Source organism: Flavobacterium potami (assembly GCF_020026915.1).
In the GTDB taxonomy this organism is placed as follows: domain Bacteria; phylum Bacteroidota; class Bacteroidia; order Flavobacteriales; family Flavobacteriaceae; genus Flavobacterium; species Flavobacterium potami.
On record NZ_JAINUY010000001.1, the window covers coordinates 1,210,240 to 1,224,785 of the forward strand.

General features: G+C 34.7%; 10 protein-coding genes. 7 read left to right on the plus strand and 3 right to left on the minus strand.

Annotation, left to right across the window (positions count from 1 at the left end):
* Positions 1-233: 233 nt before the first annotated feature.
* Together K6T82_RS05065 and K6T82_RS05070 are read left to right on the plus strand one after the other, a co-directional pair.
* Positions 234-1,031 (plus strand): SDR family oxidoreductase, encoded by a 798-nt coding sequence (locus tag K6T82_RS05065; protein WP_223704835.1) that lies wholly within the window; start codon positions 234-236, stop codon positions 1,029-1,031.
* A gap of 6 nt (positions 1,032-1,037) precedes the next feature.
* Positions 1,038-1,874 carry an amidohydrolase family protein gene (locus K6T82_RS05070; RefSeq protein WP_223704836.1) on the plus strand — a complete coding sequence of 279 codons (837 nt, stop codon included), beginning with the start codon at positions 1,038-1,040 and terminating at the stop codon, positions 1,872-1,874.
* A gap of 522 nt (positions 1,875-2,396) precedes the next feature.
* Here the strand turns inward: K6T82_RS05070 and pelA are convergent.
* Positions 2,397-3,581 (minus strand): pectate lyase, encoded by a 1,185-nt coding sequence (gene pelA / locus K6T82_RS05075; protein WP_223704837.1) that lies wholly within the window; start codon positions 3,579-3,581, stop codon positions 2,397-2,399.
* A gap of 12 nt (positions 3,582-3,593) precedes the next feature.
* The gene (locus K6T82_RS05080; protein ID WP_223704838.1) at positions 3,594-5,264 is read right to left on the minus strand and encodes a glycoside hydrolase family 28 protein; all 1,671 of its coding nucleotides are present in this window, start codon (positions 5,262-5,264) and stop codon (positions 3,594-3,596) included.
* Positions 5,265-5,658: 394 nt separating this feature from the next.
* On the opposite strand from K6T82_RS05080, the gene K6T82_RS05085 reads away from it, so the two are divergent.
* From K6T82_RS05085 to K6T82_RS05100, 4 genes are all read left to right on the plus strand, one after another.
* Positions 5,659-8,178, plus strand: coding sequence for an L-rhamnose mutarotase (locus K6T82_RS05085; RefSeq protein WP_223704839.1), 2,520 nt, complete (start codon positions 5,659-5,661; stop codon positions 8,176-8,178).
* A 154-nt stretch (positions 8,179-8,332) separates the two neighbouring features.
* Positions 8,333-9,397: a Gfo/Idh/MocA family protein gene (locus tag K6T82_RS05090; protein WP_223704840.1), complete on the plus strand. Its 1,065-nt coding sequence runs from the start codon at positions 8,333-8,335 to the stop codon at positions 9,395-9,397.
* Positions 9,394-10,974, plus strand: coding sequence for a sodium:solute symporter (locus K6T82_RS05095; RefSeq protein ID WP_223704841.1), 1,581 nt, complete (start codon positions 9,394-9,396; stop codon positions 10,972-10,974). The genes K6T82_RS05090 and K6T82_RS05095 overlap by 4 nt, the downstream gene beginning before the upstream one ends.
* 352 nt (positions 10,975-11,326) lie before the next feature.
* On the plus strand, positions 11,327-12,238 hold the full coding sequence (locus K6T82_RS05100) for a hypothetical protein (protein ID WP_223704842.1): 912 nt from the start codon (positions 11,327-11,329) through the stop codon (positions 12,236-12,238).
* 74 nt (positions 12,239-12,312) lie between these two features.
* Here K6T82_RS05100 and K6T82_RS05105 read toward each other — a convergent pair whose 3' ends face one another.
* On the minus strand, positions 12,313-13,524 hold the full coding sequence (locus K6T82_RS05105) for an MFS transporter (RefSeq protein ID WP_223704843.1): 1,212 nt from the start codon (positions 13,522-13,524) through the stop codon (positions 12,313-12,315).
* Positions 13,525-13,651: 127 nt separating this feature from the next.
* Between K6T82_RS05105 and K6T82_RS05110 the strand changes: the two genes are divergently transcribed.
* Positions 13,652-14,443, plus strand: a complete 792-nt coding sequence (locus K6T82_RS05110; protein ID WP_223704844.1) for an AraC family transcriptional regulator — start codon at positions 13,652-13,654, stop codon at positions 14,441-14,443.
* Positions 14,444-14,546 lie beyond the last annotated feature (103 nt).

Consider the following 14,546-nt stretch of genomic DNA (forward strand, 5'->3'; position numbering starts at 1 on the left):
AGATTGGCAAATTTCTATATGGAGCTACTTGCGGAGATCCTTCCTTCGTCAGGATGACAAAAATGAGAGAAGAATTAAACACATAGAAACATAGATTTTTTGTTTTGCAAAAGAGAATGGAAAGAAACTAGTTTCTAACACATAGTTAAAGCTTACGAAACCTGGCAGGTTTTTAAAACCTGTCAGATTTAACTATAATAAATAAGATTTGATAACTTTAAATAACCACAAAAATGGATTTAAACTTAAAAAATAAAATTGTTGTCGTTTCTGGTTCGGCTGGAAAAGAAGGCAGTATTGGAGAAACAATCGTAAATAGATTGGCTGATGAAGGCGCGATTCCTGTTTTGGTTGACCGAAATGCAAGGGGTTTTGAATACGTAGAAAGACTTCAAAAAAGAGGTATTAATTCTTTATTTGTGCAAACTGACGTAACCGATCCTGTTGCGATCGAAAATGCGGTAAAAGTAATTGCAGCGAAATATGGTAGAATCGATGCTATAATCAATAACGTTGGTGTAAATGACGGAGCAGGATTAGATTCTAGCTACGAAGATTTTATGAACTCTTTGAAATTGAATGTGGTAAGTTATTTTCTTTTAGCTAAATATTCATTGCCATATTTGAAAGAATCAAAAGGGAATATTTTAAATATTGGTTCAAAAGTAGCTTTAACAGGACAAGGCGGTACTTCTGGTTACGCTGCTGCGAAAGGTGGAGTTTTGGGCTTAACAAGAGAATGGGCGGTAGATTTGATTCAGTTTGGAATTCGTTCGAACGCGATTATTATTGCTGAAAGTTACACCCCGGCTTACGAAGATTGGATTAAAACATTGCCAGACGGCGAAACGGTTTTGAATAAAATCAATAAAAGTATTCCGCTGGAAAGCAGAATGACGAAAACAGAAGAAATTGCAGATACAGCACTTTTTATCATTTCAGAAAAATCATCGCATACTACAGGACAGTTTGTTTTTGTGGATGGAGGTTACGTACATTTAGACCGCGCATTAATCAGCGATGTTAACTAAGAAATTATGAGTAAAAGAATTGATTCCCATCAGCATTTTTGGAAGTTTGATCCCGTTAGAGACAGCTGGATTGATGAAACCATGCAAAATATTCAGAGAGATTTTCTTCCTGAAGATTTAGAGCCCATATTAAAAGAAAATCAATTTGAAGGTTGTGTTGCGGTTCAAGCAAGTCAATCGGAAGAAGAAACCCATTTTTTATTGGATTTAGCTTCTAAAAATGATTTCATAAAAGGTGTTGTAGGTTGGATAGATTTAAGAAATGAAAATATCGAAGAACGTTTACAATTCTTTTCTAATCAAAAAAAACTGAAAGGTTTTAGACACGTTGTTCAAGGCGAACCAGACGATTTTATGTTTGGAGAAGCATTTAGAAACGGAATTAAAGCTTTAAAATCATTCGATTATACGTATGATATTTTAATTTTCGAACGTCAATTACCAGCAGCAATTAGCTTGGTAAAAGACTTCCCAAATCAGCGATTTGTGATTGATCATATTGCAAAACCAGATATTAAATCAGGAAGTATCGATTCTTGGAAAAAAGGTATCGAAGAAATTGCAAAATACGACAATGTTTACTGCAAAATATCAGGAATGGTCACAGAAGCCGATTGGAAAAACTGGAAGCCAGAAGATTTAAAACCATATTTAGATGTTGTTTTTGAAAACTTTTCTGCAGACAAACTAATGTACGGATCTGACTGGCCGGTTTTAAATGTAGCTTCAGATTATACTGAGGTAGTTAAAACGTTAGAAGATTATATTGCTAAGTTTTCAATTGAAGATCAGAATAAGATTTGGTTTGAAAATGTAATTACATTCTACAATTTAAATGATTAAGATTTAATTTTTGCGAGCTTCGGAGAAGCGAAATATTTATAGCAAGAAATACCCGTTTACAATATAAAGCTCCAGCGGAGCGACATGTTTTTTATAATTATATGTCGCTCCGTTGGAGCTTTTTCATTATGTGTTGTTGCTGTTCTATAGATATTTTGCTCCGCTGGAGCTTTAAGCAGTTTAATTACGACGCATGTTTGTCATTTCGACTGAAAGGAGACTCGAGCGATAGCGAACAGGCGAAGCAAATCACAATAGAAGCTCGACAAAGATTGATGATTCTCTTTGCGGAATCCCGCATGTGATTTCTCCTTTCAGTCGAAATGACAAAATTGAGAAAACATAGCCCATGGTTTCAACCATGGGAGACAAAGATTGGAAAAACGTTGCGTCCCCATGGTTGAAACCATGGGCTATGTTTTTCAGAATGGCAAAAAAATAGCCACAGATTAAAGGATTTTATAGATTTTTAAATCATTTTAATCCTGTAATCTGTGGCTAAAAATTTTAGAGCCAATAATTTTACTTCTTCAAAACATCCGCATCAGGCGTCCACTTCTTCTGCCATTCCGGATATTTTTTTAAAGCTTTTTCGGGTTTATCGGTATACCAAGCATAACCTGTTCTTCGTTCGCGGCTTACTTCTGCTAGAGAATATAAAAACTCACTGTCACGATCGCTGAATAAAGGTCTGTGTGTTTTTAATTCATAATAACGTGTCCAAATTGGTGGTGCTTTAGGATCATTTACAACTCTCACGTCATTTTTGATTTTCTTATATTTCGATTCCATTTCAGGAGCTTGAAAGCTTTCAACTCTTGTGTTGTAAATTTTAGAATCCTGAAACCATTTTACGGCACTTTGCACCGCATTAATAACCTTTTCATTTGGTTTATCGATGTCCATTAAAAACAAAACAATATCAACACTTTCAGCATTGCAGATGCTTGGCGGTTCAAACTTACGCGCCCAAGCAGGTTGAAGTGTTATTTCATCGTGTTGTTGGCACCATGCAGTCAGTTTTCCATTGTCTTTAATCTGCATTTCTAAAATACATTCCAAGCCTTTTTTATAGGACTTCTCAACTTTTTTTCTGGTTTTGGCATCAATAAAAGCATAATCAGGATCATTGTTTACAATCTTTTTGAAGAGATTCATAATTCCCATATACGCTCCGTCATTAAACGTAATATGACGGCTGTAACCTTTTTCTAGCGGATAATATTGAGGCCAGCCTCCGTTTGAATATTGCGCTTTTAAAGTAAAATTAATACCGCGAAGACAGCCATCTTTATATCTTGGGTCTTTTGTAAGCGTATAAACCTGTGCTAGATAATGAATGTGCGTATAAGTCGTTTCGTTATCAAAAGTCGTATGTTCAATATATTTCGTCTTAACAACACTATCAATTTGCTGTGGCGTCAAGATAGCTTTCATATCATAATTCTTCGGCCATCCGCCATTATCGCGCTGGAAATACAGAATATTATCGGCGATTTTAGCATAGTCCGTTTCAGCATATTTTGGCTGATTCGGGATTGGATTTATGATATTGGTTTTGTCTTTGATAAAGTACCAATGATTGGTGCCGTCTGTAAAAGGTTTTGTACTGATTTCACTGGATTGCGCATTGGAACATACAAATGAAAGCGTACAAAAAGCTGATAAAAGCAATTTGGGACTGTTTATAAAATTCGCTTTAAACATATTAGCTAAGATTTAGAATTTTACAGCCTTTTTAGGAACATCTTTTCCAACCGTAGTAGTTTTAGATAAACCGCTTAAATCAACATTTTTAGTTACTCCACCATCAATTGTAATAGTATTTGCAGAAGTAGGTTTAAATTCTACATTCTTTAAAGATAGATTCTGAGCATTGTAAATTTCAAACGCATTTTTAGTCGCAATATCTAATTTTAAATTACTGATTTTAATTCCGTTGGCATCAATTATAGAAAAGCCTTTTTGCGATTTTGCGATCAAGTTTGAAATCTCAATATTTTCTAAATTCATTTCAGGAAGACCTTGTAAAAACACCGCTTGTTGAGCGCCTCTAATCGTAATATTTTTGATCGAAATGTTTTTAAACTGAGGCGTTTCTTCGTTTAGAGGAACCAGTTTGGTTGTTACTGTATTGCCACCTTCAGCTAAGGTTTCAGCGATTGATTTTCCTCCATAGTACAAATCAAAAGAAATGGCTTGAGAAGGAATGTCTGTCATAAAAACATCAGAAATAAAGATGTTTTCTACAACTCCACCACGTCCGCGTGTGCTTTTGAAACGAAGTCCAACGTCAGTTCCCATAAAAGTACAGTTTGAAACGTGAAGATTTTTTACGCCTCCAGACATTTCACTTCCAACCGTTACACCGCCGTGACCGTGATACACGATATTGTTTTTTACGATAATATTTTCGCACGGAACACCTCTGTCACGTCCGTCTTTGTCTTTTCCAGATTTAATGCAAATCGCATCGTCGCCCACATCAAAACTTGAATTTTCGATTATGACATTTTTGCAAGATTCAACATCAAGTCCGTCACCATTTTGAGAAAACCAAGGATTTCTAACGGTTACATTTCTCACAATTAAATCTTCAATTAATAAAGGATGAATATTCCAAGCAGGAGAATTTTGAAAAACGGGTCCGTCAAACATAACTCGTTTACTGTTTTGAATACTCACCAAAACCGGACGAAGAAAATCGTGAATTGCTTCAAAATCTTCTTTTGTTTTCAAATCAGGACGCACGTTTTGATCAGCGCCTTTTGCACCTTTTAAATATTGTTCAGAAGGATACCAGCTGTCTTTCTTTTCGTTTAAAACTCCGCCAGAAGCAACAAATTTCTTCCATTGTTCGTCTGTCAATTTGCTTTTTTTCACTTGTCTCCAAGCTTCGCCAGAACCATCCCAAACGCCATTTCCAGTAAAAGCAATGTTTTCAAGGTTTTTACCATAAATAGGAGAGATGCAGCGCCAAGTATTTAAACCTTCAAAACTAGTTTCGATAATGGGATATAAAGTTTTGTCTGTCGAAAATTTGATTAAAGCTCCAGTTTGAGCATGAAGTTCGATATTGCTTTTCAAAATAATCGGACCTGTAAGCCAAATTCCAGGCGGAATAATTAGTTTTCCTCCTCCTTTTTTAGAAAGTGCCTCAATCGCATCTGCAAAAGCTTTTGTGTTTAAAACATAGCCGCCATTTGTTGCTCCAAAATCTTTTAGATTAACTGAATTAGCAGGAATTACAGGCTCATTAACTTTTGGCATTTTGAATTCGACATTAGCATAAGTATCGTAAGTTGTACTTTGAGCGTTACTATTCTTCGAACTCATACAAAGTATAATTGCCATTCCAAGAGAAAAAAGATTTAATCGGTTGGTTTTCATTGTTAGTAATTTTTTGGTGTTATTTTTATAGATGTGAAAAATTAGTTCTCACATAAATAATAATAGTTAAATGTAATCGATTACACAAATCTATTAAAAAAGTTTAAAAGATAGCCACGAATTCACGAATTTTCTTTTTTTTTAATCTTTGCGATTATTTATTCGAATTAATTCGAATTATACTTAGATAAAGTATATAAAAAGAAAATTCGTGAATTCGTGGCTATAAAACCAACTAAACAGGAGGGTACAGGATACATATAACTTTATGTTCAAGTAAATTGGACGAATTATTTGGTAAAAGTGTTAAAAATACATTTATTTGTAAATTATATATGCTTAAAATTGACTGCCTTATAATTTTTACCCAGAAAAAAAATCAAAATATTAAATAATGCGTTTAAATTCATTTACTAAAATCCTGAGCTTCTTTTTAATCCTCTGCATTTCATTTTCTATAAGTGCGGCTGAAATTTGGGTTTCCCCGAAAGGGAACGATAAAAACTCAGGAACAAAAGAGAGTCCGTTGGCAACAGTTAATATGGCGATGCGAAAAGCCAGAGAACTTCGTCGTTTAAAAGATTCATCAGTAAAAGACGGGATTCGTATCATTGTCATGAATGGAACGTATTATTTAAACGAACCTTTATTTGTAAGGCCTGAAGATTCTGGAACCGCAGATAGTCCAACTACAATTGAAGCCGATGCAAATGCAAAACCAATTATTAGCGGTGGAATTGAAATCAAAAACTGGACAAAATCAACTACAGTTATTAACGGACTTAAAAAAGGTTCGGTTTGGGTTGTCGATGCTCCTAAAAAAGCAGGAAGCATTATTGATTATAGACAATTATGGGTTAACGGTAAAAAAGCCGTAAGAGCCAAAAATACTGCTGGAACGACAATGGAACGTATTCTATCATGGAATCACGAAGAACAAACGTGTTGGATTCCGTTTAAAGATAAATCGGTTAAGTTCGAACCAGGAATGGAAATGTTTATTGTACAATGGTGGTCGAATGCCAACTTGCGTATCAAAAACATTGAAGTACAAAAAGACAGCGCAAAACTTTCGTTTGAAGAACCAGAAAGCCGTATTCAAAGCGAGCATCCATGGCCAGCGCCGTGGATTTCTAAAAACAACGGAAATTCGGCTTATTTTTTAAACAATGCTTTTTCACTTTTAAACGAGCCTGGGGAATGGTATTTGGACAAAAAAAATGCTAAAATCTATTATATTCCAAGAGCTGGAGAAGAAATTAATTCGGTTACGGTTACTGCTCCAATTTTAGAGAATTTGGTTGAAGTTAAAGGAACAATCGATTCTCCTGTACATCATTTTAGATTTAAAGGAATTTCGTTTCAATACAGCAACTGGCTTCGCCCTTCACAACAAGGTCACGTGCCGTTGCAATCCGGTTTGTATTTGTTAGATGCTTATAAATTGAAACAACCGGGAACTCCAAATCAGGCGAATTTGGAAAATCAGGCTTGGGTAGGAAGACCTCGCGCAGCAGTTGAAGTCAATTATTCGAATAATATTCAGTTTGAATCGTGCCGTTTTGAGCATTTGGCTTCGACTGGTTTAGATTTAAACAAAGGAACAAATCACAATACGGTAAAAGGAAATTTGTTTAAAGATATTGGCGGAAGTGCCATCAATGTTGGGATTTTCTCTGAAGAAGCTTTTGAAGCTCATTTGCCTTTAATCATTAAAGATGAAAGAGAAATGTGCTCTGATGAAGTGATTGCTGATAACTTAATCACAAACGTAACCAATGAAGATTGGGGAACTTTAGGAATCAGTGCTGGTTTTGTTAGAAATATTACGATTGAACACAACGAAATTTCAGATGTATCTTACTCTGGAATGGCAATGGGCTGGGGTTGGACGCACACGCCAAACGTAATGCAGAACAATAAAATTCTAGGAAATAAAATTCATCATTACGCGAAACATTTGCATGATGTAGCAGGAATTTACACGCTTTCTGCACAGCCAGGAAGCCGAATTGAAGAAAATTATATTGATAAAGTGTACAACAGTCCGTACGCGCACGATCCGTTTTTATGGTTGTATTTATATACCGATGAAGGTTCTGAAGGTTTTACAATTAAAAACAACTGGATTGCCGAAAAGAAAATCTTAAAAAACCATAACGGTCCAAAAGGGAATATCTGGGAACATAACGATCCCTATGTAAGCACAAAAATTAAAGACGCTGCAGGAATTAGAGCGCCTTACAAAGATTTAGAAAAAGAAGTTGTAATCGACGAAAAATGGGGATTACAGGAAATGCCAAAACCATACGCAATCGAATTGATAGGTTCTGATTTTGATATCGAAAAAATCAAATCGACTTTGACAGGGTTCAGAATTGTGGGTCAGGAATTATACCAATGGAAAAATCATTTGGTGATTTACGGAAAAATGAATCAGCCAGAAAGAACTAAGCGAAAATTGGCTGGAGCTTTTCCTTCTTTAGAAATTAAAATTTATGAAGATCTGGTTTACGATTTCCAAAACTTCGAAAGATGTAAAGATTCAAAACCTGCATCAGATTGGGAAAATTTGGTTTTAACAGCGAATCTTCCTGCTGATGAAAAACTGCAAAAAGAATATGTAGAATATCACAAAACGCAATTCGAGAAATGGCCAGAAGTAGCAAAAGGTTTCTGTAATGCCGATTTCCAGCAACTGCAGGTTTTCAAAAAAGACAGACAATTAATCTTGGTAATCAGTATTCCGAAAGGTGAAAATCTGGATAAACTAAATCCAAAAACAACACAAAACAATCCACGCGTAGACGACTGGAATGCCTTAATGAAAAAATACCAAAGCGGAATAGATGGTACAAAACCAGATGAAACTTGGATTTTCTTGAACAAAGTAGAAGTAGAAGCAAAAAAATAAAAGATAGCCACGAATTCACGAATTTTCTTTTTTAAAATCTTTGCGATTATTTTTTCGAATTAATTCGAATGAATAATATTAGATAAAGTATATAAAAAGAAAATTCGTGAATTCGTGGCGAAAAAAAAACTATCAAAAACCTAAAATAACAACCATGTTAAAAATAGCCATTCTGGGACTTGGAGAAGGACGAAGCACAATGTCGGCGGCTTTGGAGAGTTCAAAATTAGAACTTGTAAAAGTGTGCGACAGAAACGAAGAAATCTGCAAACAGAGAGCAAAGGAATTCGATTTTCATTCGTACACAACCAATTACGATGATTTACTAAACGACGCATCAATTGATATTATCGCGATTTATACGCCAGATCATTTGCACGCACAACACGTAAAACAAGCGTTATTAAGCGGAAAACACGTAGTTTGCACCAAACCGTTTATCGATGATCTTTCTGATGCTAAAGAGCTTTTAGAATTAAGCAAATCAACAGGAAAAAAGGTTTTCATTGGACAAAGTTCGCGTTTCTTTGAACCAGCCAAAAGACAAAGAGCAGATTACGAAGCAGGATTAATTGGAGATTTAATTACGATTGAAGCACAATATCATGCTGATCACAGATGGTTTTTAAAGAAAGAATGGTCTTTATTACAGTCATTTAAATGGTTGTATGGAGGGTTGAGTCATCCTGTAGATTTCATTAGATGGTATCTTCCAAACATTCAAGAAGTAATGGGTTACGGAATGATCAGTGCGAACGGACAATCAGCAGGATTGAAAAATGAAGACACGATGCACTTTATTTTCAAAGCTACAGACGGAAGAATTGCTCGTGTAAGTGGTGTTTATACGTCACCAACTCAACCTGCGCAACGTGACAGCGGAATGAGCACCATTTTAAGAGCAACAGAAGGAGCAAGTCAAGCCGATTATCATGAATTGCGTTATGCGGTTACCGATAAAACAGGCGAAGAAAAAGTGGTGACTTGGGGCGACAGTACTTTAAAATATTATTTCCGTTTTGAAGGACAAAGTCATCATGGTGGAGAATATCAAAACTATTTAGAATACTTTGTAGACAGTATCGAACAGAATTTCGAAGCGTATCCAAACATGGAAGAAGGAATTGGAACCGTAGCTTTATTACAAGCAATGGACAAATCGCTACAAACTGGAATGCCGGTTAAAATTGCTGATATTCTTAATGAATACGGACTATGAACAGTATCTACGATAAATTAACGACACTTGATTTTGTAATTGTGGCTGGTTATTTGGTCGCATTATTAATCATTGGTTATGTGGTAAGTGTCAAGCAGCGAAAGAAAGACGAAACCCTTTTTTTGGCCGGAAATTCATTAAACTGGTACAGCATCGGGTTTAATATGTGGGGAACCAATGTTGGTCCGTCGTCTTTATTGGCCTTCGCGAGTATTGGTTACGCAACCGGAATTGTAGCAGGAAATTTCGAATGGTACGCGTTTGTTTTTTTACTGCTTTTGGCGATGGTTTTTGCACCGCGTTATATTGCGAGTAAAGTAAGCACAATGCCCGAATATATGGGAAAACGTTACGGCGACAGTACCCAAAACATTTTAGCTTGGTATGCTTTGGTAAAAATCTTGGTAAGCTGGTTGTCTTTAGGATTATTCAGCGGAGGCGTTTTAGTACGTCAGATTTTGGGAATTCCGATGTGGCAGAGTGTTACCGTTTTAGTGATTTTTTCTGGAATTTTCACTTTTGCAGGAGGATTAAAAGCGATTGCTAAAGTCAACGTTTTTCAAATGATTTTATTGATTGTAGTTTCATTAACGCTTTCGTATTTAGGATTACAGAAAGTGGGCGGAATCGAAGCTTTGGCAGCAAAAACGCCATCAAATTTTTGGAATTTAGTTCGCCCTTCAGATGATGCGAGTTACCCGTGGCCAGCTATTTTATTAGGATATCCTGTTGCTGCAGTTGCTTTTTTCTGTACAGATCAATCGATGGTTCAGAGTGTTTTAGGAGCAAAAAACTTAGAACAGGGACAACTTGGCGTTAACTTTATTGGATGGCTGAAAGTGATGGCACTTCCGTTATTTATTTTACCTGGAATTTTGTGCTACGCTTTATATCCAGAATTAGGTAGCAACTCCGATTTAGCTTATATGACCATGGTTACAAACCTTTTCCCAAGCGGCATGAACGGATTGGTAATCTGTGTAATGATTGCAGTTTTGGTAGGAACAATTGGTTCTTCATTGAATGCTTTGAGTACCGTTTTTACGAATGATATTTATGTAAAGAAAATCAACCCGACAGCTACTATTAACGATCAAATTAGAATTGGTCGTTTAACCATTGCTGCAGGTTGTGTATTTGCGATTTTGATTGCCGTTGCGATTGACAATATCAAAGGGCAGAATTTATTCAACATCTTTCAGGCCGTTTTAGGTTTCTTGGCGCCTTCATTATCTGTCGTTTTCCTTTTGAGTGTTTTCTGGAAACGCACTACTAAAAAAGCTGTTAATGCAACGCTTTCTTGGGGGTCTGCTTTTAGTTTGTTTGTTGGAGTTTTATATTTATGGATTTTCCCAGCTGATAAATACCCAGTTTGGCCTCACTTTTTATTGATTTCGTTTTACATTTTTGCTGTGCTTTTAATTGGGGCAGTTATTATTTCTCTATTAGATAAAAATCCTGAAGTTAATGTTTCTGATGAAACGGATATTCCTAAGACTAGTAAGAAAGTAAAAGTATTATTTGGTTTATTAGGATTGACAATCTTTGTTTTATATCTAATTTTCAATTTCCATTAATATTAAAATTGCGAGATTAAAAAAGAAACTCTTTTTCGCAAAGAATCTAAAAATATAGCCAAAGGTTTCAACCTTTCGAAACGTTGCAGGATATATTACTTTTCAGTTAGAACCATTGTCCAATTTTTTAGGTAGGTTAAAAAAATAAAAAAGCGCTTTCTTCAGTTAGAAAGCGCTTTTTTTATTTCATTCTAGAAGAAAAAAATGATTTATAATTGAGAATGAGACTAGATGATACTTTAAATAAGTAATCTTTTTATTACTTATTTGTTCTTGAAATGTATTTATTTGTAGTTTTTATATTACATTTGTATTGCTTTTTTAAACAATGTTTAACGATAAAAATGTAATTATGTCAAAAAGTAATTTTTTAAGGATTTTAGTTTTCTTTCTTGTTGGTTTTAATACCATTACTGCTCAGAATCAAATTTATATTACAAAGGTTAGGAATTTAGATAACAGTGTAGAGTTTAAATACAATAAGGCAGTACAAGGCAATTATTTTGTAGAATTTAATATAGAAAATGTTTCTAATGTTAAAGATATAGCCTCAATCAAAAAAACGTACAATGTCAACTTGATTGGTGATACGGGAACACTTTTTAAACTTTATCCAGACGATAAAGAAAAACCTATTAACTGTTCTTATAGCTATAGTTATACACGAGGACTTATAAAGCCTCAAATAGATTATGCCGTTACGTATTTGCTTCCATTTAAAGAGAATAAAAACGTGACCATCTATGAATCTAATCGTTTTAATGTAAGATCAGATATTTGGAAAAATTACGTTGTGTATTCTAAAACAAAAGATACAATTTGCGCGATGAGAAAAGGTGTTGTGGTTGATATTAAAAGAAATGCCCTTGATAATAAAGGAAGTATTGTTTTTAAAACCGAAATTATTGTTGATCATGCAGACGGTACCAATGCATCTTATGTCGGGATTGATGAAAAATCATTAGCTGTAAAAGTAAATGATGCTATTTTACCTGGAACTTACCTGGGAGTGATGGATGATATATTGGACGAAGGAAAGAATCGCAATTTTAAATTTAATATTTATTATTTTTCTAATGAAGAAATAGACGGGGTAGATGGAGAAAAAAATGTCAAAATAATTGAAAAATCTGTTATGCCAGTTTTTTATACCTCAAATGGATATCAAAATTTAATGGCAGATCAAAATTATACAGTAAAATATACTGATGAGATTTTGTTTAAGGAAATGACTCCAGAAGAGAAAACAAACTACAAGTCTTAAATTAGAAGGTTAATTGTTATAAAATAAAAAATGCTCCAAATACTGGAGCATTTTTATTTTATAGTTTCTTAAGTTTAAGAGGCTTTTTTTCTCCCTTCAATATTTGGTAAAAATCCAGTGATAACTCCAATTAAAGGCAGGAATGCACAAATCTTAAATACATATTCTATACTCGTTGCATCGGCGATTTTTCCTAAAACAGCAGAACCTAATCCGCCCATTCCGAAGGCAAATCCGAAGAAAAGACCTGCTACTAAACCAACTTTTCCAGGCATTAATTCGGTTGCATAAACCAAGATGGCTGAGAAAGCAGAAGAAAGAATCAATCCGATGATTACAGATAAAGTTCCAACCCAGAATAAAGAAACGTAAGGTAGCATTAAAGTAAATGGAGCAACGCCAAGAATAGAAATCCATATTACATATTTTCTTCCGAAATAATCTCCAATTGGACCTCCGATTAAAGTTCCAGCGGCCACAGCTCCAGAAAACAAGAACAAATAGATTTGAGATTGTTGAACTGAAATATGGAATTTATCAATCAAAAAGAAAGTATAATAACTTGTAATACTGCTCATGTAGAAGAATTTAGAGAAAATCAAAATCAATAAAACAACTAAAGAAACAATAACTCTGTTTTTAGACAAATGATGCGTTTCAACTTTATACGCCGATTTATTAGCGTTTCTTTCAGACATATGATCGGTGTACCAAATTGCAATTTTATACAAAGCAAAAATTCCAACCAAAGCGATAATACAAAACCAAGCCACATAACTTTGTCCGTGTGGGATGATGATAAAAGCTGCTAATAAAGGTCCGATAGCACTTCCCGCATTTCCTCCTAATTGAAAAATAGACTGCGCCAATCCTTTTTTACCACCCGAAGCCAAATGCGCTACACGTGAAGATTCTGGGTGAAAAATCGAAGATCCAATTCCGATCAAGCTTACAGACATTAATAAGAAAACAAAGTTTGTCGCAATCGAAACCAAGAATAATCCAATCATTGTGAAACACATTCCGATTATAAGCGAATAAGGTTTAGAATTTTTATCAGTATACATTCCAACAAACGGCTGAAGGATTGAAGCAACGATTTGATAGGTGAAAGTGATAATTCCGATTTGCGTAAAACTTAGCCCAAAATTATCTTTAATTAAAGGATAAATTGACGGAACAATCGCTTGTAAAAGGTCATTGATTAAATGCGAAAAGCTGATTATAAAAAGTATCGAATACGTGGTTTTTTTAATTACTTCTGGTTGTGCTTTAACGGTTTCCATGAGTTGTATTTAGGTTAATGGTAATTCTAAAAATAACAGCTGTATTATTTTTTTACAAAATTGAAATAAATTAGAATGTCAAAATTGCTATATTTGGACAATGAATAGTCAATATCGGACATATAGAATGGCAACGGATTTTGGATATCGAGTAGATTCCTCAATCCCAGTTATTGGTTATACCGAAATGGTAACCAACGAAGAGTGTATTTCGCATTCGCATCCAAGGGCGCAATTAATTTATGCGACACGTGGCGTTATGAATGTTGTGGTAGGAAATAATATTTGGGTTGTGAATCCGCTTCAGGGTTTGTGGCTTCCGAGTGGAGTAGAGCATCAGGTTACTTTTCAGAAAGACGTAAACTATTACAGCGTTTTTATTGATCCTTCTGCAATTGTAGGATTGCCAGAGAAGAGTTTTTCATTTGATATTCCGATGTTTTTGAAGCAATTGGTTTTTAAAATTATTTCGTTCGGAACAAGTGGAAATTTAACAGAATCACAGTTAAGAATCATTTATGTCTTTTTGGACGAACTGGCTTTAATAATGCCAAGTGCCACTTTTTTACCAACAACAAACGATGAAAGATTGCAGAAAGTTGTAGAACTTTTAATGAGTGATGTTTCAAGCAAACAAACCATTGATTATTATGCCGAACTTTCTTTTATGAGCAGTAGAACTTTATCACGCTTATTCATCAAAGAATTAGGAATGAATTTCAGCGACTGGCGTACCCGAATGAAATTATTGGAAGCCATTAAAAGATTAGGAGAAAAACAATCTATAAAAGAAATCGCTTTAGATTTAGGTTACGAAACAGCTAGCGCTTTTATTTATATGTTCAAAAAGCATTTAGGCACAACACCTTCTAATTATATTTTAGAAGATGAGAATGAGTCCGAGAAACTGATTGCTTAGATTATAGGCATGTAATAGACGCTGATTAAACGGATTTACTTCGTAAAAACGCGGATTGACACGGATTTTTTATTTTTTTAAACACATAGAGACATAGATTTTT

Coding starts and splice junctions, on each gene's coding strand:
- K6T82_RS05105 (WP_223704843.1), bottom strand. CDS start 13,524: ATGGAAACCGTTAAAGCACAACCAGAAGTAATTAAAAAAACCACGTAT.
- K6T82_RS05070 (WP_223704836.1), top strand. CDS start 1,038: ATGAGTAAAAGAATTGATTCCCATCAGCATTTTTGGAAGTTTGATCCC.
- K6T82_RS05100 (WP_223704842.1), top strand. CDS start 11,327: ATGTCAAAAAGTAATTTTTTAAGGATTTTAGTTTTCTTTCTTGTTGGT.
- K6T82_RS05090 (WP_223704840.1), top strand. CDS start 8,333: ATGTTAAAAATAGCCATTCTGGGACTTGGAGAAGGACGAAGCACAATG.
- K6T82_RS05095 (WP_223704841.1), top strand. CDS start 9,394: ATGAACAGTATCTACGATAAATTAACGACACTTGATTTTGTAATTGTG.
- K6T82_RS05080 (WP_223704838.1), bottom strand. CDS start 5,264: ATGAAAACCAACCGATTAAATCTTTTTTCTCTTGGAATGGCAATTATA.
- K6T82_RS05065 (WP_223704835.1), top strand. CDS start 234: ATGGATTTAAACTTAAAAAATAAAATTGTTGTCGTTTCTGGTTCGGCT.
- pelA (WP_223704837.1), bottom strand. CDS start 3,581: ATGTTTAAAGCGAATTTTATAAACAGTCCCAAATTGCTTTTATCAGCT.
- K6T82_RS05110 (WP_223704844.1), top strand. CDS start 13,652: ATGGCAACGGATTTTGGATATCGAGTAGATTCCTCAATCCCAGTTATT.
- K6T82_RS05085 (WP_223704839.1), top strand. CDS start 5,659: ATGCGTTTAAATTCATTTACTAAAATCCTGAGCTTCTTTTTAATCCTC.